The 21,195-nt window shown below is 74.3% G+C and carries 18 protein-coding genes and 1 pseudogene; 7 read left to right on the top strand and 12 right to left on the bottom strand.

What is annotated here, in order from left to right:
• Positions 1-536: 536 nt before the first annotated feature.
• A pseudogene (locus AB0I42_RS25415) lies at positions 537-755 on the top strand (hypothetical protein); the annotation flags it as partial.
• A gap of 250 nt (positions 756-1,005) precedes the next feature.
• Here the strand turns inward: AB0I42_RS25415 and AB0I42_RS25410 are convergent.
• The 8 genes from AB0I42_RS25410 to AB0I42_RS25375 form a co-directional block, all read right to left on the bottom strand.
• The gene (locus AB0I42_RS25410) at positions 1,006-1,614 is read right to left on the bottom strand and encodes a Trp biosynthesis-associated membrane protein (RefSeq protein WP_357540756.1); all 609 of its coding nucleotides are present in this window, start codon (positions 1,612-1,614) and stop codon (positions 1,006-1,008) included.
• The gene (locus AB0I42_RS25405) at positions 1,611-3,155 is read right to left on the bottom strand and encodes an anthranilate synthase component I (RefSeq protein ID WP_357540754.1); all 1,545 of its coding nucleotides are present in this window, start codon (positions 3,153-3,155) and stop codon (positions 1,611-1,613) included. Before AB0I42_RS25405 ends, AB0I42_RS25410 begins: the two co-directional genes overlap by 4 nt.
• Entirely contained in the window at positions 3,152-3,655 is a 504-nt protein-coding gene (hisI, locus tag AB0I42_RS25400) for a phosphoribosyl-AMP cyclohydrolase (protein ID WP_357540752.1), read from the bottom strand. The genes AB0I42_RS25405 and hisI overlap by 4 nt, the downstream gene beginning before the upstream one ends.
• A 125-nt stretch (positions 3,656-3,780) precedes the next feature.
• Positions 3,781-4,776, bottom strand: coding sequence for an aldo/keto reductase (locus AB0I42_RS25395; RefSeq protein WP_357540750.1), 996 nt, complete (start codon positions 4,774-4,776; stop codon positions 3,781-3,783).
• On the bottom strand, positions 4,773-5,165 hold the full coding sequence (locus AB0I42_RS25390) for a MerR family transcriptional regulator (RefSeq protein ID WP_357540748.1): 393 nt from the start codon (positions 5,163-5,165) through the stop codon (positions 4,773-4,775). Before AB0I42_RS25390 ends, AB0I42_RS25395 begins: the two co-directional genes overlap by 4 nt.
• 86 nt (positions 5,166-5,251) lie before the next feature.
• Complete coding sequence (locus tag AB0I42_RS25385; RefSeq protein ID WP_357540746.1) at positions 5,252-8,371, bottom strand: efflux RND transporter permease subunit; 3,120 nt, start codon at positions 8,369-8,371, stop codon at positions 5,252-5,254.
• A gap of 229 nt (positions 8,372-8,600) precedes the next feature.
• On the bottom strand, positions 8,601-9,269 hold the full coding sequence (locus tag AB0I42_RS25380) for a response regulator transcription factor (protein ID WP_357540743.1): 669 nt from the start codon (positions 9,267-9,269) through the stop codon (positions 8,601-8,603).
• Positions 9,266-10,459, bottom strand: a complete 1,194-nt coding sequence (locus tag AB0I42_RS25375) for a histidine kinase (RefSeq protein ID WP_357540741.1) — start codon at positions 10,457-10,459, stop codon at positions 9,266-9,268. The genes AB0I42_RS25380 and AB0I42_RS25375 overlap by 4 nt, the downstream gene beginning before the upstream one ends.
• Before the next feature lie 103 nt (positions 10,460-10,562).
• On the opposite strand from AB0I42_RS25375, the gene AB0I42_RS25370 reads away from it, so the two are divergent.
• Both AB0I42_RS25370 and AB0I42_RS25365 read left to right on the top strand, forming a co-directional pair.
• A complete protein-coding gene (locus tag AB0I42_RS25370) occupies positions 10,563-11,279 on the top strand; it encodes an ABC transporter ATP-binding protein (protein ID WP_357540739.1) in 717 nt (238 codons plus the stop codon).
• Positions 11,276-12,031, top strand: coding sequence for an ABC transporter permease (locus AB0I42_RS25365; RefSeq protein ID WP_357540736.1), 756 nt, complete (start codon positions 11,276-11,278; stop codon positions 12,029-12,031). The genes AB0I42_RS25370 and AB0I42_RS25365 overlap by 4 nt, the downstream gene beginning before the upstream one ends.
• Positions 12,032-12,186: 155 nt before the next feature.
• On the opposite strand, the gene AB0I42_RS25360 is transcribed toward AB0I42_RS25365, so the two are convergent.
• Positions 12,187-12,948 carry a DUF2470 domain-containing protein gene (locus tag AB0I42_RS25360; protein ID WP_357540734.1) on the bottom strand — a complete coding sequence of 254 codons (762 nt, stop codon included), beginning with the start codon at positions 12,946-12,948 and terminating at the stop codon, positions 12,187-12,189.
• 73 nt (positions 12,949-13,021) lie between these two features.
• On the opposite strand from AB0I42_RS25360, the gene rpsD reads away from it, so the two are divergent.
• Positions 13,022-13,633, top strand: a complete 612-nt coding sequence (gene rpsD, locus AB0I42_RS25355) for a 30S ribosomal protein S4 (RefSeq protein ID WP_357540732.1) — start codon at positions 13,022-13,024, stop codon at positions 13,631-13,633.
• Between the two features lie 131 nt (positions 13,634-13,764).
• On the opposite strand, the gene AB0I42_RS25350 is transcribed toward rpsD, so the two are convergent.
• Both AB0I42_RS25350 and AB0I42_RS25345 read right to left on the bottom strand, forming a co-directional pair.
• Positions 13,765-15,513, bottom strand: a complete 1,749-nt coding sequence (locus tag AB0I42_RS25350) for an ABC transporter ATP-binding protein (protein WP_357540879.1) — start codon at positions 15,511-15,513, stop codon at positions 13,765-13,767.
• Between the two features lie 38 nt (positions 15,514-15,551).
• Positions 15,552-17,411 (bottom strand): ABC transporter ATP-binding protein, encoded by a 1,860-nt coding sequence (locus AB0I42_RS25345; RefSeq protein WP_357540877.1) that lies wholly within the window; start codon positions 17,409-17,411, stop codon positions 15,552-15,554.
• 219 nt (positions 17,412-17,630) lie between these two features.
• Here AB0I42_RS25345 and AB0I42_RS25340 point away from each other — a divergent pair, with 219 nt between their 5' ends.
• Positions 17,631-18,260: a TIGR03085 family metal-binding protein gene (locus AB0I42_RS25340; protein ID WP_357540730.1), complete on the top strand. Its 630-nt coding sequence runs from the start codon at positions 17,631-17,633 to the stop codon at positions 18,258-18,260.
• A 96-nt stretch (positions 18,261-18,356) separates the two neighbouring features.
• On the opposite strand, the gene AB0I42_RS25335 is transcribed toward AB0I42_RS25340, so the two are convergent.
• Positions 18,357-18,836, bottom strand: coding sequence for a septum formation initiator (locus AB0I42_RS25335; protein WP_357540728.1), 480 nt, complete (start codon positions 18,834-18,836; stop codon positions 18,357-18,359).
• 103 nt (positions 18,837-18,939) lie between these two features.
• Between AB0I42_RS25335 and AB0I42_RS25330 the strand changes: the two genes are divergently transcribed.
• Together AB0I42_RS25330 and AB0I42_RS25325 are read left to right on the top strand one after the other, a co-directional pair.
• Positions 18,940-19,629, top strand: a complete 690-nt coding sequence (locus AB0I42_RS25330) for a response regulator transcription factor (RefSeq protein ID WP_357540726.1) — start codon at positions 18,940-18,942, stop codon at positions 19,627-19,629.
• Entirely contained in the window at positions 19,626-20,909 is a 1,284-nt protein-coding gene (locus tag AB0I42_RS25325) for a HAMP domain-containing sensor histidine kinase (RefSeq protein WP_357540724.1), read from the top strand. The genes AB0I42_RS25330 and AB0I42_RS25325 overlap by 4 nt, the downstream gene beginning before the upstream one ends.
• The last annotated feature ends 286 nt before the right edge of the window (positions 20,910-21,195 follow it).

Genomic DNA, 21,195 nt, shown 5'->3' with positions numbered 1-21,195 from the left:
CCGGCCCGGCGCCGCCATCTTCCGCGTGGGCATGCTCAGCACTCACCTACGGACTCCCCTCTCCGGGTGTCATGGGCCGATGCTAGGTGGCGCCACGCCGTGAACACCGTCCGGGGTATGGCGTGCCTCACCCGATGGGCTGGTGCATAATGCCCGGCCTGTGAAGACAAGATCACGCTGAGTATCCAGCTCCCCACCGAGACGCACCCCAAGATTAGAACACAAGTTTCAATCGACCGCAGTCCACCTACCGGGACCGCGTGATGCCGGTCCGGCCGGGGTGGCCGGGACCACGTTGTGACGTCGGTCAAGACGACGGGCGGCCGGGCCCGGAATCGGCGATCCTGGACAAGGCCGCACGGCGGTACGCGAACCAGGCGGCCGGGCACCGACCCCGCCCCGGCCCCGGTCACCCGAACCGTTGACGCGCAGGTCACCCGGGCGAAACACGCCCCGGGCAGCATCGGTTTCGGGCAGGCTGGCGCACTGGCGACCCGAAACACTCCCGGCGAAGACGTCCCACTGCGGAGATGAAGATGAACACTGCCGAGCGAGGCACCCCGATCGGTCTGCTCTCGATCCCCCGGGCCGTGCTGTCGATCGCGACCGGGGTGGTCGACACCGTCGAGCGGGCCGTCGTCGGCGAGGCCCGGATCCGCACCGCCCGGGGCAACGCCTGGGCCGCCATCTGCGCCGACCGGGAGCGGGCCAGCCAGCGGGCCGAGATCCAGCGCCTGGTGGCGACCCTGAACGCGGCCGACCACACCACCGCGTCCGACCGCACCACCGCTTCCGACCGCGCCACCGCTTCCGACCGCACCACGGTCCCCGGCCACGACAACGTCCCGGTCGGCGAGCCGGTCGAGCCGGCCACCGTCCTGGCCCGCTGACCGGCGGATTCCGCGCCCGACAGCCCGGCGCGCCCGCACGCCGTCCTGATCGTCTGCGGCTCAGGCGGTCGACACGCCGGGCGGGGTACGTCCCACCCACAGACGATCGAGACGGTCAGTTGACCGTCGGGTCCTCGCCCCGGTCGAGGGCATCCCAGGCGGCCGCCGTACCCGCGCCACCGACCCGCCCGTCGGCGCCACGGGCCGGGGCCGCCCGGCGCGCGGCACCGGTCGAACGGTCGTAGCGGGCCCCCATCGCCGGCCAGCGGTGCCCGCCGGCCGCGGTCGACGCCCCACCGGCGGCGACCAGCAGGCCCCCGGCCAGGCAGAGCAGCGGCCAGCCGGGACCGACGTCGACGTCGCTCAGGCCGACCAGCCCGTAGCCGCCGCCGGCGGCGATCCCGAGCCCGATCAGCGTCAGCAGCACGCCGACGAGCCGGCGTACGGCACCCCGGGTGGCCAGCACCGCACCGGCCCCGGCGAGCGCGACCAGGGCCAGCGCCGTCACCCAGGGCAGCAGGTCGCCGCCGGTCGACGTGGTCCGGGTCGGCGGCAACGGCGCGGCCCGCGGGGTCAGCTCGACCGCCCAGGTACGGGTCACCGCGTAGCTGGCCAGGCCGGCGCCGGCCAGCCCGAGCAGCACCGCGACCGTCAGTGCCCGGCGGCCGGTGCCGGCCGGGGCGCCCCCGGCGTCGGCGTCGCCCTCGGGCCGGTCGCCGGTCACCGCGCCGGCCGCAGGGTCTCCGCCGCCGCGATCGCGGCCAGCACGGCCGCCGCCTTGCTGCGGGTCTCCTGCTCCTCGGCGGCCGGGTCGGAGTCGGCGACGATGCCGGCGCCGGCCTGCACGTAGGCCCGGCCGCGCCGGATCAGCGCGGTGCGGATGGCGATCGCCATGTCCATGTCGCCGCCGAACCCGAAGTAGCCGACCGTGCCGCCGTACACCCCGCGCCGGGTCGGCTCCAACTCCTCGATGATCTCCATGGCGCGTACCTTCGGCGCGCCGGAGAGGGTGCCGGCCGGGAACGTCGCGGCCAGCGCGTCGAACGCCGTCCGGTCCGGGCGCAACTGCCCGACCACGGTCGACACGATGTGCATGACATGGCTGTAGCGCTCGATCGTGGCGAACTCCGGCACCTCCACGGTGCCCGGCACGCACACCCGGCCGAGGTCGTTGCGGCCGAGGTCGACCAGCATCACGTGCTCGGCGCGTTCCTTCGGGTCGGCGATCAGTTCGGCGGCCAGCGCCGCGTCGTGCTGCGGGGTGCCGCCGCGCGGGCGGGTGCCGGCGATCGGGTGCAGCAGCACCCGCCGGTTGCCGCCGGTCACCTTCAGGTGCACCTCCGGCGACGAGCCGACGATGTCGAAGTCGTCGAAGCGCAGCAGGTACATGTAGGGGCTGGGGTTGGTGGTGCGCAGCACCCGGTAGACGTCGAGCGGGTCGGCGGTGGTCTCGCGCTCGAACCGCTGGGAGACCACGATCTGGAAGCACTCGCCGGCCCGGATCGCCTCCTTCGCCTCCTCGACGGCCTTCGGGTAGGCCCCGTCGGCGGTCCGGCAGACCACGTCGCCGATCGGCGGCGCGTCGACCGTGGAGATCATCGGTGGGATCGGCCGGGACAGCGCGGTGGTCATCGCGTCCAGCCGGCCGACGGCGTGGTGGTAGGCGGCGGCGACCTGCCGGTGCCAGTCGGGGGCGTCCGGGTCGTCGGGCAGCACCGCGTTCGCGACCAGGATCGCCGAGCCCTCGTGGTGGTCGAGGACGACGAGGTCGGTGGCGAGCATCATGCCGAGTTCGGGCACCCCGAGGTCGTCGTCGGCCCGCGCCGGCAGCCGCTCGAAGCGGCGGACGAGGTCGTAGCCGAGATAGCCGACCATGCCGCCGGTCAGCGGCGGCAGGCCGCTGTCGGCGTCGAGGTCGGCGCTGCCGGCCAGCGCCGCCACCGTCTCGCGCAGCACCCGCACCGGGTCGCCGCCGGTCGGCAGCCCGGCCGGCGGGGTGCCCAGCCAGACCGCCTCGCCGTCCCGCTCGACCAGGGTGGCGCTGCTGCGGACGCCGATGAACGAGTAGCGCGACCAGGTCGCCCCGGCGGCGCCCTGTTCGGCGGACTCGAGCAGGAACGTGCCGGGCCCGCCGGCCAGCTTGCGGTAGACGCCGACCGGGGTCTCCCCGTCGGCGAGCAGCCGGCGGATCACCGGCACCACCCGGCGGGCGCGGGCCCGTAGTGCGAAGGTCGCCTCGTCGGGGCTCACCGCTCCGGTCGTCATCGGTCGTCCTCCGGCCCGGTCGTCGGCTTGCCCTGCGCTGCGGGCAGGTCCTGCAAGGAGGTCGGCTTGCCCTGTACTACGGGCAGGTCCTGGAAAAAACACGTCGGGTTGCCGGTGTGGCAGGCGGCGCCGACCTGCTCGACGCTCACCAGCACCGCGTCGCCGTCGCAGTCGAGGGCCACCGAGCGGACGTACTGGTGGTGGCCGGAGGTGGCGCCCTTGACCCAGTATTCCGACCGGCTGCGCGACCAGTAGGTGGCCCGGCCGGTGGTCAGCGTGCGGTGCAGCGCCTCGTCGTCCATCCACGCCACCATCAGGACCTCGCCGGTGGCGTGCTCGCGGACGACCGCGGCGATCAGGCCGTCGGCGTTGCGGCGCAGCCGGGCGGCGACCGCCGGGTCGAGGTCCGACGGCCGGACGGCGCCGGCCGCCGCCGGGGTCGCCGTGGCCGGGGGCGGCGCGGTGGGCGACCGGTCCGGGTTCAGTTCAGGTACGGGCACAGTCCCCGATTCTCCAGCACGGGTCCCGGCTCCGCCGACCCCGCCCCACGACACCGCCCCGGCCGGCGGCACCGGGTTCCGCCGGGGCCGTCCGGCGGGGCCGGTCAGCCGCCGGTGCGGTGCCGTCAGTGGCCGACGTACCGCATCGCCGCCTCGGGGTAGCGCTGCCCGGCGACCGCGCCGGCCGGCACCGCCGAGTCCAGTTCGGCGACCTGCCCGGCGGTCAGCCGCACGTCGGCGGCGGCGGCGTTCTCGTCCAGGTAGCGGACCCGCTTGGTGCCCGGGATCGGCAGGATGTCGTCGCCGCGGGCGAGCAGCCAGGCCAGCGCCGCCTGTGCCGGGGTGCAGCCGATGTCGGCGGCGACGGCCCGGACCCGGTCGACGAGGGCGAGGTTGGCGGCGAAGTTCTCCTCGGCGAACCGTGGTGCGCCGGCCCGCCAGTCGCCGCTGACCTGCTCGCGGGAGGTGATCCCGCCGGTGAGCCAGCCCCGGCCGACCGGCGAGTACGCGACCAGGGCGACGCCGAGTTCCCGGCAGGTCGCCAGCATCTCGCCCTCGACGTCCCGGGTGAACAGGGAGTATTCCATCTGCACGGCGGCGACCGGGTGCACGGCGTGCGCCGCCCGCAGCGTCGCCGGGCTGACCTCCGACAGGCCGACGAGGCGTACCTTGCCGGCCGAGACCAGGTCGGCGAGCGCGCCCATGGTGTCCTCGATCGGGGTCGCCGGGTCACGCCGGTGCAGGTAGTACAGGTCGATGGTGTCGATGCCGAGCCGGGCCAGCGAGGCGTCGCACGCCTCCCGGGCCCACTGCGGGCTGCTGTCGACGTAGGCGCCGGGCTGGCCGGTGGCTCCCCCACCGGTGGACCGGTTGCCGAACTTGGTGGCGAGGAACACCTCGTCGCGGCGGGCCCGCACGACCGGGCCGAGCAGTTCCTCGTTGGCGCCCCAGCCGTACATGTCGGCGGTGTCCAGGTGGTTGACGCCCAGGTCGAGGGCGCGGTTCAGGGTACGGGTCGACTCGGCGTCGTCGGGCTGGCCGTAGGCGAAGCTCATGCCCATGCAGCCGAGCCCGATCGCGGAGACCTCCGGGCCGGTGGCGCCCAGGCGGCGGCGGATCATGCCTCGCACCCGGCCGACGCCCCGTCGTAGAAACCGATCTTGTAGTTGAGCACGGTGAGGTCCTCCTCGAGTTCGGCCATCCGGGCGAGTACCCGGTCCCGGTGCGCTTTCAACAGGGCGAGCCGGGCCGCGTTGGTCCGGTCCCCCTGCCGGGCGAGTTCGGCGTAGCGCCGCATGTCGCGCACGGGCATGCCGGTACGGCGCAGCCGGGTCAGCAGGACCAGCCAGTCGACGTCACGTTCGGTGTAGCGACGCCGGCCGGCGGTGTCCCGCCCGACCGGGGCGACCAGCCCCTCCTGCTCGTACCAGCGCAGCGTGTAGGTGGTCAGGCCGACCCGCTCGGCCGCCTCGCCGACGGTGAGCGTCCGTTCGGTCAGTTGGGTGTCCACGTACCCAGCCTGGCAGTTCGAGCGCACTCGAAGTCAAGCCCGCCGCGCCCGGGTCCCCGGCGGATCGCCGGGGGCCCGGGCGACGGTCACCGTACGGCGCCGACCAGCGCATCCGTCCGGGCCGGCGGGGTGGGCTCCGGCCGGCCGCCCCGGCGCCGGCGACCCCGGCGCGACTCCACCATCGTGTAGAGCGTCGGGACCAGGAGCAGGGTCAGCGCGGTCGAGCTGACCAGGCCGCCGATGACGACCACGGCCAGCGGCTGGGAGATGAACCCGCCGTGGTCGGTGACGCCCAGCGCCATCGGCGTCAGCGCGAAGATGGTCGCCAGGGCCGTCATCACGATCGGCCGCAGCCGGCGACGGCCGCCCTCGACCACCGCCTCGGTGATCTCCATGCCCTGCTCCCGGTACTGGTTGACCAGGTCGATCAGCACGATCGCGTTGGTCACCACGATGCCGATCAGCATGAGCATGCCGATCAGCGCGGCCAGGCCCAGCGGGGTTCCGGTGACCAGCAGCAGCAGGATCGCGCCGGTGGCCGCGAACGGCACGGAGACCAGCAGCACCAGGGTCTGCCGGATGCTGCGGAACGTCGCCAGCAGGATGACGAAGACCAGCGCGACCGCGGCCGCCATCGCCAGCCCGAGCTGGCGGAACGCCTCGTCCTGGTCGGCGGTGACCCCGCCGAGCGCCCAGTCCGCGCCGCCGGGCAGCGCCACCCCGGAGAGTGCCGCGCGGACCGCCGTGGTGGCCGCGCCGGTGTCGTCGCCGACCGGTGCGGCGGTGACCGTGACGGTAGCCACCCCGTCGACCCGGGTCCGGGTGGTCGCGGCGTCGGCCAGGGTGACGGTGGCGACCCGGTCCAGCCGGACCGGTCCGGCCGCGGTCGGCAGCGTCAGCCGGTTCAGGTCGGCGACGGTCGTCGGGGCCGCGGCCACCGGCTGGACCACGACGTCGTGCCGGGTGCCGTCGAGGGTCACCGTGCTCACCGTGCTGCCGGTCACCGCCCGGCCCACCGCCAGCGCGAGCAGCTGGTCGGTCAGCCCGTGGCGGGCCGCCTCCGGCCGGGCCACGATGCCGATCTGCGGCGCGGCCCGCGCGAGGTCGCTGGTCACGTTGCGGACCTCGGCGACGCCACGCAGCGCGGCCAGCACGGATTCGGTGGCCGTCCGCAGCGCCGCCTCGTCGCCGGCGGTGACGGTGACCTGGACACCGGTGTCGGTGCCGCCGCCGGCGCCGACGGTCAGCTCGCCGGCCGTCGCGCCGAGGCCGGCCAGCCGTCGCGTGAGGTCCGCCTCGACCCGGGCCGGGTCCGCGTCGCCGGCCAGGTTGAGCAGGTACGTGGCGGTGTCGGCGCCGGTCGTGCTGAACGCCGCGCCGAACCCGTCGCCGCTGCCGATGGTGAGCTGGTACGACTCGACGCCGTCGAGCCCGCCGACCACCCGCTCGACCTCCCGGGCGGCGGCGTCGGTCGCCGTCAGGCTGCTGCCGGGGGCGAGCCGCTGGGTCACGGTCAGGGTGTCGGTGTCCGAGTCGCCGATGAAGCTCGTCTTCAGCGCCCCGCCGAGGGCGACGGTGAGGACCAGGACCACCCCGCCCAGGGCGAGGACCCGGCCGCGGTGGGCGAGCGCCCAGCGGATCGTCGGCACGTACCGGGCCTGCATCGCGCCCTGCCGTTCGGCCTCCTCGGCCTCGTGCCGGAACCGCCCCGGGTCGGCGCCGACCGCCGGCGGGCGCAGGAACCAGTACGCGAGGACCGGGATGATGGTCAGCGACACCACCAGCGAGGCGAGCATGGCGACCGCGACGGTGATCGAGAACGGGGTGAACAGTTCCCCGACGACGCCGCTGACCGCGACGATCGGCAGGAACACGGCGACGGTGGTCAGCGTCGACGAGGTGATCGCGCCGGCCACCTCGCGTACGCCGGTGACGACCGCCTCGCGCTTCGCGGTGCCGTACCCGAGGTGGCGTTTGATGTTCTCCAGCACCACGATGGAGTCGTCGACGACCCGGCCGACGGCGATGGTCAGGCCGCCGAGGGTGAGCACGTTCAGCGACAGCTCCTGTTGCCACAGCACGACGAGGGCGACCACCAGCGAGAGTGGGATCGACACGGCGGTGACCACGGTCGACCGGACCGACCGCAGGAAGAACATGATCACCAGGACGGCCATCGCCATGCCGAGCAGTCCCTCGGTCAGCAGGCCCTTGATGCTGTTCTGGACCGCCGGCCCGAAGTCGGAGACGATCTCCAGCTCGCTGCCGTCGCCGAGGGCGGCGCGCAGGTCGTCGAGCTTCTCCCGGACCTGGGTGGAGATGTACGACGAGCTGCCGCCCTGGTCCATGGTGAGCGAGATGCCGAGGCTCGGCTCCCCGTTGGTCCGGGTCAGCGAGGTCGCGGCGGCGTCGGCCAGTTCGACCGTGGCGACGTCGCCGAGCCGTACGGCGGTCCCGCCGGCGGCGGGCGCGACCCGCAGGTCCTCGATCTGGGCGAGCGTGGTCAGCGGGCCGCCGACCTGCACGCTGATCACCGTCCGGTCGCCGGCGAGCACGCCGGCCGGCTGGGTACGGCCGACCGCGGCCAGTGCCGCGCCGACCGCCTCCGGGGTCAGGCCGGCCCCGGCCAGCTCCGCCGGGTCCGGGATGACACTGACCACCTGGGCACGTTCGCCCGTGACGGTGACCTCGTTGACGCCGTCGATGCCGGACAGTTCCGGCACCAGCCGCAGCCGGACCCGTTCGGCGAGCACCTGCTGGTCGACGGCGGTCGAGGTGGCGGCCAGGGTCAGCGTCGGCAGGTCGGAGGTGCTGATCGCGAACACCTGCGGTACGACGCCGGCCGGCAGCAGGCCGGCGGCCCGGCCCACGGCGGTGCTGACCCGGGCCTGGGCGGCGACGAGATCGGTGCCGTAGTCGAAGGAGAGCACCACCGTCGCGGCCCCCTGCCGGGAGACCGACGTGGTGTTACGCACCCCGTCGAGGTCACGCAGGGTCGCCTCCAGCGGCTCGACCACCTGCTGTTCGATCACGACCGGGGACGAGCCCGGATCGGCGGCGACAACGCCGAGGAGCGGAAGGTTCAGGTCCGGCAGCACCTGCTGCTTCAGTGACGGGATGGCGAACGCGCCGATCGCCAGGACCATGAGGGAGATCAGCGCCGCCAGCTTCCGGTTGGCGAGGCTGATCGAGGACAGCCAGGACATGGGTCTCTTCTCTGTGATTGGCCACCGCCGGGCCGCCGCGTCCGGATGCGGACGCCGGCGCCGGGCCTCCGGCCGGCGGTGTCGCGCCCGCCGTGGGCGCCGCGCCGATGCCGTCGAGTCTGCCCAGCGGACCGGCCGGCGTCGTCGTCCCGCCGACGCCACTCGCGGCTACTCCCACGGGAGTAACCGCCGGCCCGGACTCGTCCGGCGCGCCGGCGCCGGCCCTCGGCTATTCGCCGGCCCGGACCAGGCCGCTCTCGTAGGCGATGACCACCAACTGGGTCCGGTCCCGCACCCCGAGCTTGGTCATCGTCCGGCCGACGTGACTCTTGACGGTCAGCGGACTCAGGTAGAGCCGGGCCGCGATGTCCGCGTTGGACAGTCCGGCGGCGACCAGGACCAGCACCTCCCGCTCGCGCGGGGTCAGCTCGGCCAGCCGCTCGTGCTGGTGCGTGGTCAGGGCCCGGGGCTGGGCCCGGAACCGGGCGATCAGCCCGCGGGTGGCGGTGGGCGACAGCAGGCAGTCGCCGGCCGCGACAACCCGGATCGCGGTCAGCAGGTCCTCCGGGGAGACGCCCTTGCCGAGGAAGCCGCTGGCGCCGGCCCAGAGCGCCTCCGCGACGTACTCGTCGACCTCGAACGTGGTCAGGATCAGCACCCGTACCCCGGTCAGGTCCTCGGCCTCGGCGATCTCCCGGGTGGCGGCCAGGCCGTCGACGCCGGGCATCCGGATGTCCATCACCACCACGTCGGCCCGGCCGGCGCGGGCCCGTTCCACCGCCTCCCGGCCGTCGGCGGCCTCGCCGACCACGGTCATGCCCGGGGTGGCGTCGATCAGCATCCGGAAGGTCGCGCGCAGCAGGGCCTGGTCGTCGGCGAGCACCACCCGGATCGTCACCGGGCCACCGCCGGGCCGGCCGGCGCGGCCACGGCGGCACCGCGCAGCACGAGTTCGACGGCCACCTCGAACCCGCCGGCCGGACGGGGGCCGGCCCGGAACGTGCCGCCGACCGCGTCGACCCGCTCCCGCATCCCGATCAGACCGTGGCCGGCGCGGGCCGACCCGTCCGGACGGGACCGGGCCGGGCCGTCGTCGCGGATGGTGATCCGCACCCGGTCCGGCTCGTAGCGCAGGTCCACCTCGGCCCGGCCGGTCCGGGCGTGCTTGTGCACGTTCGTCAGGGCTTCCTGGGTGATCCGGTAGGCGGACAGTTCGACCAGCGGCGGCAGCGGGACCACCTGCCCCGACCGCCGTACGTCCACGGTCAGGCCGGCCCGGGCGAACGAGGCGACCAGGTCGTCGAGCCCGGCCAGGCCCGGCACCGGTTCGCGGGGGGCGGCCGGATCGCCGGACTGGCGCAGCAGCCCGACCGTGGCCCGCAGCTCGTCGAGCGCGACCCCGGAGGTGTCCCGGATGTGCCCGAGCGCCTCCCGGGCCAGCGCCGGGTGCCGGTCCATCAGGTGTACGGCGACGCCGGCCTGGGCGTTGACCAGGGCGATGTGGTGGGCGACGACGTCGTGCAGTTCCCGGGCGATGCGGATCCGCTCGGCCACCACCCGCCGCTGCGCCTCCTCCTCGCGGGTGCGTTCGGCCCGTTCGGCGCGGTCGCGCATCGCGTCGACGTACGCCCGCCGGTTGCGTACCGCGTCGCCGACGGACGTACCCAACGCCGTCCAGATCAGCAGGCCGAACAGGTCCACGGGTGGCACGGCACCGCCGGCGTCGACGAGCGCGCCGATCGCCGTCAGCACGGTGGCGGCCGTACCGCCGAGCCACGCGGTCCGCCGGTCGGTGCGTACCGAGACGGTGTAGACGGTGACCAGGACGGCGATCATGGGGCCCTCGCCGCCGCCGACGGCCGCGGCCAGGGATGCCGCCGCGAGAGCCGGCAACGGCCAGCGGCGCCGGACGGCGACGGCGGCACCGGCGACCAGCAGGCAGCCGAGCCGGACAGCGTCGCGGCCGGTGCCCCCGCCCGGCTCGCCCAGCAACGGCAGCGTGACGGCCAGGACCGTGAGCGCGAACAGGACATCGGTCGGAAGGGGACGGCGGCGGGCCTGCTCCCGGATCCAACCGAAGATCGTCATCGGGCCAGGATATGGACCGGTCGGTGGACGGTCATCCTCCCAGGAGACCAACCCGGGGGCGTCCCGACGCACTAGCCTGGACGTGCCTCATCGAGGAGGGGCCATGGACAGCGCGATCGAGGTCACCGGTCTGGTGGTCGAGCGTGGTGGGCGGCGGGTGCTCGACGGCATCTCCTGCACGATCGCGCGCGGCGCCGTCACCGGGCTGCTCGGCCCCAGCGGCAGCGGCAAGACCACCCTGATGCGGGCCGTGGTCGGCGTGCAGCGGATCAGGTCCGGCAGCGTCACCGTGCTCGGCCAGCCGGCCGGCTCCGCGCCACTGCGCCGCCGGCTCGGCTACCTCACCCAGGCTCCCAGCGTCTACGCCGACCTGACCGTACGGGAGAACGCCCGCTACTTCGCGGCGCTCTACGGCCTGCCCCGGTCCGCCGCCGACCGGGCGGTGACCGACGTCGGCCTCGCCGACGCCGCCGGACAGATCGTCGGCACCCTCTCCGGCGGCCAGCGCAGCCGGGCCTCGCTCGCCTGCGCCCTCGTCGGCGAACCCGAGATCGTCGTGCTCGACGAGCCCACCGTCGGCCAGGATCCGGTGCTGCGCGCCGACCTGTGGGCCCGGTTCCACGACCTGGCGGCGCGCGGCACCACGCTGCTGGTCTCCAGCCACGTGATGGACGAGGCCGGCCGCTGCGACCGGCTGCTGCTGATCCGCGACGGCCGGCTGGTCGCCGACGACACCCCGGACGCCGTACGCGCCGACGCCGGCACCGCCGACCTCGACGAGGCGTTCCTGCGCCTGATCAAGCGGGAGGCCGACCGGTGAACGGGCGCATCCTGGCGGCGACGGTGGGCCGCGTCCTGCGGCAACTGCGCCACGACCGGCGTACGGTCGCGCTGCTCGTGGTGGTGCCGGCGGTGCTGCTCACCCTGCTCGACTTCATGTACGCCGACCAGCCGGTGCCGCCGGGCCAGCCGGCCACCTTCGACCGGGTGGCGCTGGTGATGCTCGGCGTCTTCCCCTTCGTGATCATGTTTCTGGTGACCAGCATCGCGATGCTGCGCGAGCGGACCAGCGGCACCCTGGAACGGCTGCTCACCACCCCGCTGCGCCGGCTCGACCTGCTGTTCGGGTACGGCATCGCCTTCGGCCTGGCCGCGGTGGTGCAGGCCGGCGTCGCCGCCGGGGTGGCGTACTGGCTCCTCGACCTGGACACGGCCGGCAGCCCGGCGCTGGTCCTGCTCATCGCGGTGGTCGACGCGGTCCTCGGGGTGGCGCTCGGGCTGTTCTGCAGCGCCTTCGCCCGCACCGAGTTCCAGGCGGTGCAGTTCATGCCGGTGGTGGTGATCCCGCAACTCCTGCTCTGCGGGCTCTTCGTTCCCCGTGACCAGATGGCCGGCTGGCTCCAGGCGGTCAGCGACGTCCTGCCGCTGTCGTACGCGGTCGAGGCCCTGCAGGAGGTGGGCGCCAACGCCGAGCCGACCGGCACGATGTGGCGGGACCTGGCGATCGTGTCGGGGGCGGTGGTCGTCGCCCTGGTGCTCGCCGCCGCCACCCTCCGCCGCCGCACCGGCTGACCCACCCCCGGCGGCGCTCCCCCGGGGTTGCCGGGGGTTGCCGCGTTGCCGGGTTGCCGCGTTGATCAAGGACTAGTCGTGGTGTTCGCCGCCCGAATCGCGGCATACATCCCCTTGATCAACGTGGCGGCCAGGCCCCCGGCGCGGGGCGGGTCTCAGCGGCGGGGGGCCGTTTCGCCGCAGCGGTGGCAGAGCACGGGGTGCAGCAGTTTGGCCAGGTCGGCGCGGTCGGTCACCGGGCGGGGGAACGCCAGCCGGGCGCAGTAGCGCGAGCCGGGCGGGCCGATCGCGACGACGAAGCCGTACCGGTCGAGGCGGACCACCTGCGGCTGGTGGTCCGGCTCGTGGTCGTGGCCGGCGCCGCGCAACTGGCGGCGGATGAACCCGGCCATCTCGGTGACGTGGTGGTCGCCGAGGTCGGCGAGCAGTTCGCCCTCCTCGTCGCGCAGCGGGTCGGGTTCGGCCTCGGCGTAGTCGTCCGGGTCGATGTCGATCATCACGCCGGCGCGCTCGAGGCGCACCTCGGCGACGTCGACCCGGTGCAGGACCATGCCCCGGCCGACGTCGAGCAGGTCGCCGGTCGGGTCGACGGCGGCGTAGTCGACGGCGGCGGCGACCGCGGCGGCGCCGGTCAGTTCGGCGGCCCAGCCGGAGATCCAGACCCGGCCGAGCGACGGCGATCCGGTCACCGGCGGGACGTCCGGCACGTCGAGCACGACGGCGACGTCGTCGGCGCCGTCGGCCGGGTGCAGGGCGTACGCGGGCAGCGTGCCGGCGCGGGTCAGCAGGAGCAGTTGTCCGGACGGGTCGGTGACGTGGCGGACCGGATGCGGGCCGGGCCGGCAGGCGACGTGCGCGGTGCCGGCCAGTCGGCCGGCGGCGAGAGTACGGGCGACCTCGGCGGGGCTGGGTTGCATGACATCGTCCTCCGGCATCCGTTAGCCTTACCTAAGTTAGGAGAGGCTAACTTATCAACCAGGAGGCGTCCACGTGAACCAAGCTCGTCCGAAGGTGCGACTCTCCCGGGCCCTGGGCATCCCGCTGACCCGCAAGTGCACCAAGTACTTCGAGCGGCGCCCGTACCCGCCGGGAGTGCACGGCCGGTCCCGCCGCAAGACGTCGGACTACCAGGTCCGACTGCTGGAGAAGCAGCGGCTGCGGCACCAGTACAACATCAGCGAGACCCAACTCCGGCGCGCCTTCGACGAGGCGGCCCGCAGCACCGGCAAGACCGGCGAGCAACTGGTCAACCTGCTCGAACGCCGCCTCGACGCGGTCGTGCACCGGGCCGGGCTGGCCCGCACCATCTACCAGGCCCGCCAGCTCGTCGCCCATGGACACTTCACAGTGGACGGCGGCAAGGTCGACCGGCCGTCGTACCGGCTGCGGCCCGGCCAGATCGTGACCGTACGCGAGCGCAGCCGGACCAAGCCGCCGTTCCAGGTCGCCGCCGCCGGCGGATACGCCCCGGACGGCCCGACCGCGCCGTACCTGTCCGTCAGCCTGTCCGACCTGACCGCCACCCTGCTGCGCGAACCGGCCCGACGCGAGGTGCCGGTCCTCTGCGACGAGCAACTCGTCGTCGAGTTCTACTCACGCTGACCCGCGGGCGGCGGCCTCCTCCCCGGCCGCCGCCCCGGCCGATGTTCGACCCGCGCCGGCCCGGCCAGGGGTTCACCCCGCGCCGGCCCGGCCGGCGGGTCGCCCCCGCGCCGCCGGACCGGCCGGCGGGATCAGCGGGTCTGCTCCAGCCAGGAGGCGAAGAGCAGCGCGTAGACCGAACCCGGGTCACGCAGCAACTCGGCGTGCGGCCCCCGCTGCACCACCCGCCCCTTGTCGACGACGATCACCTCGTCGGCCGCCTGTGCGGTGGAGAGCCGGTGCGCGATCGCGACCGTCGTACGACCCCGCGTCACCGCCTCCAGGGTCCGCTGGAGCCGTACCTCGGTCGCCGGGTCGACCGCGCTCGTCGCCTCGTCCAGGACCAGCAGGTCCGGGTCGGCGACGTACGCCCTGGCCAGCGCCACCAACTGCCGCTCCCCGACACTGAGCGCCTCGCCGCGCTCCCCCACCGGGGTGTCGAGCCCGGCCGGCAACCCGTCGACCCAGTCGGCGAGCCCGAGATCGGTGAACGCCGCCGAAAGCTCCCCGTCGGTCAGCGACGGCCGCCCGAAGCGCACGTTGTCGCCGACCGTGGTGTCGAACAGGAACCCGTCCTGCGGCACCATCACCACCCGCCGGCGCAGCGACTCGAACCGTACGTCGGTCAGCGGCACCCCGGACAGCTGCACCTCGCCCTGCGTCGGATCCATCAACCGGGTCAGCAGCTTGGCGAAGGTGGTCTTGCCGCCGCCGGTCTCCCCGACGACCGCGACCCGGGTCTTCGCCGGGATCTCCAGCGTGACGTCGGAGAGCACGTTCGGCCCACGCTCCCCGTTGCCCGCCGGATAGGCGTACGCGACGTCGGCGAACCGTACGTCGATCGGCCCGGCCGGCAGGTCCCGGCCCTTCTCGCCCGGGTCGGCGACGTCCGGCGCCACGTCGAGCACGTCGAGCACCCGCCGCCAGCCGGCGATCGCGTTCTGCGCCTCGTTGAGTACCTCGGTCGCGATCTGCACCGGCTGGACGAACAGCGTCACCAGGAACAGGAACGCGGTGAGCTGCCCGATCGTCATGGAGCCGTCGACACCGAGCCGGACCCCGAGCACGACCACCGCCGCCAGCGCCAGACCGGTCGCGATCTCGCCGACCGAGAAGCTGGTCACGCTGGTGCGGATCGCCCGCTGCTGGGCGACCCGGTGCTGGTCGATCGTCTCGTCCAGCCGCCGGGCGATCCGGCCCGACACCCCGTACGCGCGGATCACCGGCGCGCCGACGACGGTCTCGGACACCGCGGCGAGCATCGCCCCGGTCCGCTGGCGGACCACGCCGTACGCCCCGGCGAGCCGGCGCTGGAACGCCCGGATCACGATCACCGCCGGGACGAACGCGGCCAGGACCACCAGGGTGAGCTGCCACGAGTAGACCGACATCACCACGGCGGTGACCACGACCTGACCGCCGTTGATGAGCAGGATCACCCCGCCCCACTGGAGGAACTGGCTGACCTGGTCGATGTCGCTGGTCACCCGGGACACCAGCGAACCGCGCCGCTCCGACTGCTGGTGCAGCATCGACAGGTCGTGCACGTGCCGGAACGTCCGGGTCCGGATCCCGGCCAGCGCCGTCTCGCTGACCGTGAAGAGCCGGCGCATCATCAGGTAGCCGCACAGCGTGGTCACCGCCAGGATCGCGGCCGTCACCGCCACCACCACGCCGACGACCCCGAGATCCGGGCCGCCCTCGGCGGCGAGGCCACGGTCGATGCCCTGCTGGATCGCGACCGGCACCACGGCCCGCCCGACCATCGCCACCAGGGCGAGCGCGATCGTGCCGCCAAGCCCGGTACGCAACTCCGGCGACAGCGCCAGCCCCCGACGCATCGTCCGCCAGGTGCTCTCCGTCGCGGCAGTCGTGTCACTCACTGGTTCACCTCGCTGCGCTGCGCCGTCGGGCTCGTCGCTGCGGCGTCGTCGGACTCGTACGGCTTCTCGCGCTCCCGCTCGGCCTCGGCCCGCTCGTACGCGGTCACCAGGCTGGCGTAACCGGGCACGTCGGCGAGCAGCGCCTGGTGGCTGCCCCGGGCGACGACCCGGCCGTGCTCGACGTAGACGACCTCGTCGGCGAGCGCGATCGTGGCCCGGCGGTAGGCGACGACGAGGATCGACGTACCGGTGCCGGATTCGCCGCCCGGCCCGGCGCCGGGATCGCGCAGCGCGGCGAGGATGGCGGCCTCGACCCGGGGGTCGACGGCACTGGTGGCGTCGTCGAGCACCAGCAGCCGGGGCCGGCCGGCCAGCGCCCGGGCCAGGGTGAGCCGCTGCCGCTGCCCGCCCGACAGCGACGTGCCGCGTTCACCGACCATGGTGTCCAGCGCCTCGGGCAGCCGGGCGACGAACCCGTCCGCCTCGGCCAGCCGCAGCGCCGCCCACACGTCCTCGTCGCCGATGCCGGACCGGTCCAGCGAGATGTTGGCCCGTACGGTGTCGTCGAAGACGAACGGGACCTGGGCGACGAGCGCGACGGTGCCGGCGAGCGAGTCGGCGGCGAGATCGCGTACGTCGACCCCGTCGAGGTCGACGGTGCCGGACGACGGGTCGACCAGCCGGACGGCGAGCGAGGCGATCGTCGACTTGCCGGAACCGGTCGGCCCGACCAGTGCCACGGTGCGGCCGGCCGGCACGGTGAACGACACGTCGCGCAGCACCGGCTGGCCCGGCCGGTCGTCGTCGCCGGTGGGATAGGCGTAGTTGACCCGGTCGAAGGTCAGGGTGGCCGGGGCGCCGCCGCGCCGGTCGAGTTCGGTCCGGCCGTACGCCATCTCGCCGGTCGCCTCGAGGACCCGGACGAGCCGGTCCCAGCCGGCGACGCTGCGCGGCAGTTCGGCGAGCACCCAGCCGATGGCACGGACCGGGAACGCGAGCACGGTGAACAGGAACGCGACGCTGACGAGTTCGGTGACGGTGATCGCGCCCTGGCTCAGCCGGACCGCGCCGACCAGCAGGATCGCCAGGGTGCCGAGGCTGGGCAGGGTCTCCAGCAGCGGGTCGAAGACGCCGCGCAGCCGACCGACCCCGATCAGCGCGTCGCGCAGTTCACCGGCCCGGCCGGCGAACCGCTCGGTCTCCGGCGCCTCACGCCCCATGGTCTTGACCACCAGGGCGCCGTCGAAGCTCTCGTGCGCGATCGCGGAGACCTCGGCCCGCAACTGCTGGGCGAGTGCCTGCTTGGGTGCCATCCGGCGGGAGTAGACGACGTTGAGGGCGAACAGCGCCGGGAAGATCGCCATGCCGACCAGAGCCAGCACCCAGTCGGTGACGAAAAGCGAGCCCATCGCCGTCAGCAGCATCAGGACCGTGCCGACCGCGAACGGCAGCGGCGCGATCGGGTACCAGGCCGCCTCCACGTCGGAGTTGGCGTTGGACAGCAGCGTGCCGGTGGCGTGCCGCTGGTGCCACGACAGCGGCAGGTCGAGGTAGCGGCGGGTCACCCGGCGGCGGTAGCTGGCCTGGAGGCGGTACTGCATGAAACCGGCGCCGAGCCGGCGGCCGAAGATGCCGACCACCTTGACGACGCTGATCCCGAACAGGGTCGCGGCCCCGAGGGCGAGCAGGCTCACGTCGACCTGGCCGGCGGTGACCGCGGGCGCCGCGACCTCGCCGACGATCGCGCCGACCACGTAGGCGCTCGCGATGGTCACCAGGCCGAAGACGAGGCTGCCGGCCACCGCCACGGTGAAGATCCTGGGCTGTTCCCGGATGGCGTATCCGAGGATCCGCATTCCTCGAAGCAGGATGTCCCGACTCGTCTTCGCCACGCTGTCCCCCGCCGTAAGTTCCCCTACCCGCACCCCGGCCTTACCGGGGCGACCCCCCATCCTGACCCACCCGGCCCCGCTGTGACGACCTGGTAACGGACGTAACCGCCGTCACAGTCGGGCACCGCCGGGTGTCGCACCGGCCGGCGCGCCGGGAAGGCCGATCGCGCCTACGATCCAGGAATGCCGACGTACGCCCAGACCGAACGCCGGGACCTGGCCGACCTGTTCCTCGCCGTCGGCCCCGACGCCCCCACCCTGAACGACGGCTGGCGCACCCGTGACCTGGCGGCCCACCTGATCGTCCGGGAACGCCGGCCGGACGCCGCCGGCGGCATCGTGCTGCCGCCGCTGCGCGGGTATGCCGAGCGGGTCCGTCTGCGGATCGCCGGCCGACCCTACCCGGAGATCGTGGAACTCGTGCGCCATCCTCCGTGGTGGAGCCCGATCAGCAACCCACTGTTCGACCGGGCGGCGAACACGCTGGAGTTCTTCATCCACCACGAGGACGTACGACGGGCCCAGCCGGGCTGGCACCCGCGCGAACTGACCGCCGACTTCCAGGCCACGCTGTGGCGGCGGGCGTCGACGCTGGCCCGGCTGAGCCTGCGCAGGTTCCGCGCCGCCGTGCTCGTGCAGGCACCCGGGTACGGCGAGACGTCCGCCGGCGCCGGCGGTGACCGCCTGCGGCTCGTCGCCGCCCCGGCCGAACTGGTGCTGTTCCTCAGCGGCCGGCAGCGGGCCGCCCGCGCCCAGATCGAGGGCTCCCCGCCGCTGGCGGCCCGCCTCCGCGAGGCGAAACTCGGCTTCTGACCCCTGCCCGCCCCGCACCTTCCCCGCGATCCTGCGGTTGTCTCCCCCGTTCGCCGGGCGACAGGTGCAAGATCGGGAAGGGTGGGCGGCGCGGGGTCAGTCGTCCAGCTCCCAGGTCACTCTGGGCTGCCCGTCGACGCAGGTGACGCTGACCTCGTAGCTGCCGCCCGGGCCGTCGAAGGTGACCTCGGCGTCGTCGTCCGGGCCGCGGTCGACGTCGGACGCCCCGTACCCCTGGTGCGGGGTCCACGAGGTCAGCTCCGCCTCGCCGCCGACGCAGCGGGCCACGACCGTACCGCCCGGGGTGGACAGGGCGTGCCGGGGTTCCGGGGTCGCGGCCGGCGTGGTCGGTGTGGTCGGCGTGGCGCTCGGGGTCGGCTCGGGTGCCGGGCCGGTCGGGCCGGCCGACGGCGGCAGGGCCAGGTCCCGGGCGATCCGCTCCTGGCTGTAGACGTCGCCCGCGGAGCCACCGGTGATCCCGGCCCCGATGACGTTGACCGCCCCCACCCCGGTGAGGGTGGCGGCGGCGACGGCAGCCAGCCAGCCGGCCACGGCGAGTACGGTTCGACGGCGCATGCCCCGACTATCCACCCGCCGCCGTTAACGTCGGGGCCGGGGAACCCTAAAAGAGGGTTAACGGGTGCCGTGAACGCCGATCGACCGGGATAACGTGCCTGCTGTGGCCCGCCTGCTGATCATCGAAGACGACCTGGCGATCCGGACCCCGCTGATCCGCGCGCTGCGCGACCGCGGGCACGCCGTCGCCGCCGCGCACACCGCCCTCGGTGGCCTGCAGAACGCCCTGGACGACCGGCCCGACCTCGTCGTACTCGACCTCGGCCTGCCCGACCTCGACGGCCTGGAACTGCTGCGGATGCTGCGCGCGGTCAGCAAGGTACCGGTGATCATCGCGACCGCCCGCGACGACGAGGCGGAGATCGTCCGGGGGCTCGACGCGGGCGCCGACGACTACGTCGTCAAGCCGTTCACCGCCGCCCAGCTCGACGCCCGGGTACGGGCGGTGCTGCGCCGCGGCGGCAGCGAGCCGGTCGACAGCACGGTGACCGTCGGCGAGTTGCGGGTCGACCCCGCCGCCCGGCTGGCCAGCCTCGCCGGCGCCCCGCTCGACCTGACCCCGCGCGAGTTCGACCTGCTGCACCATCTCGCCGCCCGGGCCGGCCAGGTGGTCAGCAAACGCGAACTGCTGACCGAGGTCTGGCAGGTGCCGTACGGCGGCGCCGACAAGACCGTCGACGTGCACCTGTCGTGGCTGCGCCGCAAGCTCGGCGAGACCGCGCAGGAACCCCGCTACCTGCACACGGTGCGTGGGGTCGGGGTACGCCTCGACGCGCCGGCGGAGCCCCGGTGAGGCGCCGACTGTCGCTGCTGGTCGCCGCCACCACCATCCTGGTGCTGGTCGCCTTCCTGGTGCCGCTGGCGCTGCTGCTGCGTACCGTCGCCCAGGACCGGGCCGTCGGTGCCGCCACCGCCGAGGTGCAGGGCATCGTCGCCGCCGTCGGCGCGGCCGACCCGGACACCCTGCGGCTGAGCGCCGAGCAGGTCGCCGCCGCGTCCGGCCAGCCGGTCACCATCTTCCTGCCCGACGGTTCGGTGCTCGGTACGCCGGCACCGCGTACCCCGGCGGTCGAACTCGCCGCCCGGGGCCGCAGCTTCACCGCCGAGAGCGCCGGCGGCCACGAGATCGTGGTCGCGGTGCAGGGCCGGCCGGACGGCACCGCCGTCGTACGCACCTTCGTCCCCGACGACGAGCTGACCCGCGGCGTGAACCGGGCCTGGCTGGTGCTCGCCGGGCTCGGCGCCACACTGGTGCTGCTCGGCCTGCTGGTCGCCGACCGGCTGGCCCGCAACCTGGTCCGGCCGATCGGCGAACTGTCCGAGGTGTCGCACCGTCTGGCCCGGGCCGAGCTGACCGCCCGCGCCACCCCGTCCGGCCCGCCGGAGCTGCGCGAGGTCGCCGGCGCGCTCAACCACCTCGCCGGCCGCATCCAGGAGCTGCTGCGCGAGGAACGCGAGCAGGTCGCCGACCTGTCACACCGGCTGCGTACCCCGCTGACCGCGCTACGTCTGGAGGCCGAGTCGCTGGCCGACCCGGCCGACGCGGCCCGGATCACCGCCGGTGTCGACGCCCTGGAACGAGCCGTCACCGGGCTGATCACCAAGGCCCGCAAGCGCAGCGACACGCCGGCCCACGACGGCTGCGAGGCGACCGCCGTCGTGGGCGACCGGGTCAACTTCTGGTCCGTGCTCGCCGAGGACACCGGCCGGGCCGTCACCCTCGACCTCGCCGCCGGCCCGCTGCCGGTACGGCTCTCCGCCGACGACCTCGCCGCGGCCCTGGACGCCCTGCTGGGCAACGTGTTCGCGCACACCCCCGACGGGACCGCGTTCACGGTGACGCTGGCCCCGCGGCCGGGCGGCGGTGCCCTGTTGACCGTCGCGGACGAGGGGCCGGGGCTGCCGGCCGACCAGGTACGCCGGGGCGAGAGCCGCGGCGGTTCGACCGGTCTGGGCCTCGACATCGCCCAGCGGGCCGCCCAGTCCAGCGGCGGCAGCCTCGACCTGAGTGCCAGCCCCACCGGCGGCGCCCGGATCACCCTGACCCTGGGCCCCCTCACCCACCCCACCTGACCCCCACCCGCCCCCGCCCCTGCTGCCCGTCCCCGTGCCCCCGTTCTCCCGTTCTCCCTGCCCCGCGATCTTGCGCTTGTCTCCCCTTTCTGCCCGGAATGTCGGGCGACAAGTGCAAGATCGCGAGGGCGGGTGCCGGGAGACCACGGGCGTTCCGGGGATGGGTAGCTGTCGCGGCCCACAGCGAATTCGCTGTCGTTACGCCGAATTCGCTGTGGGACAGGATCCGGGCGGTGATGTTGTAGCCGACGCTCTGCGCGTGGAACACCTCGGTACGGCGTTCCAC

Origin of the sequence: Polymorphospora sp. NPDC050346, from assembly GCF_040655695.1 — a bacterium.
In the GTDB taxonomy this organism is placed as follows: domain Bacteria; phylum Actinomycetota; class Actinomycetes; order Mycobacteriales; family Micromonosporaceae; genus Polymorphospora; species Polymorphospora lycopeni.
The sequence above is the reverse complement of the archived record's forward strand: the minus strand, read 5'-3'. Positions and strand labels throughout refer to the sequence as shown.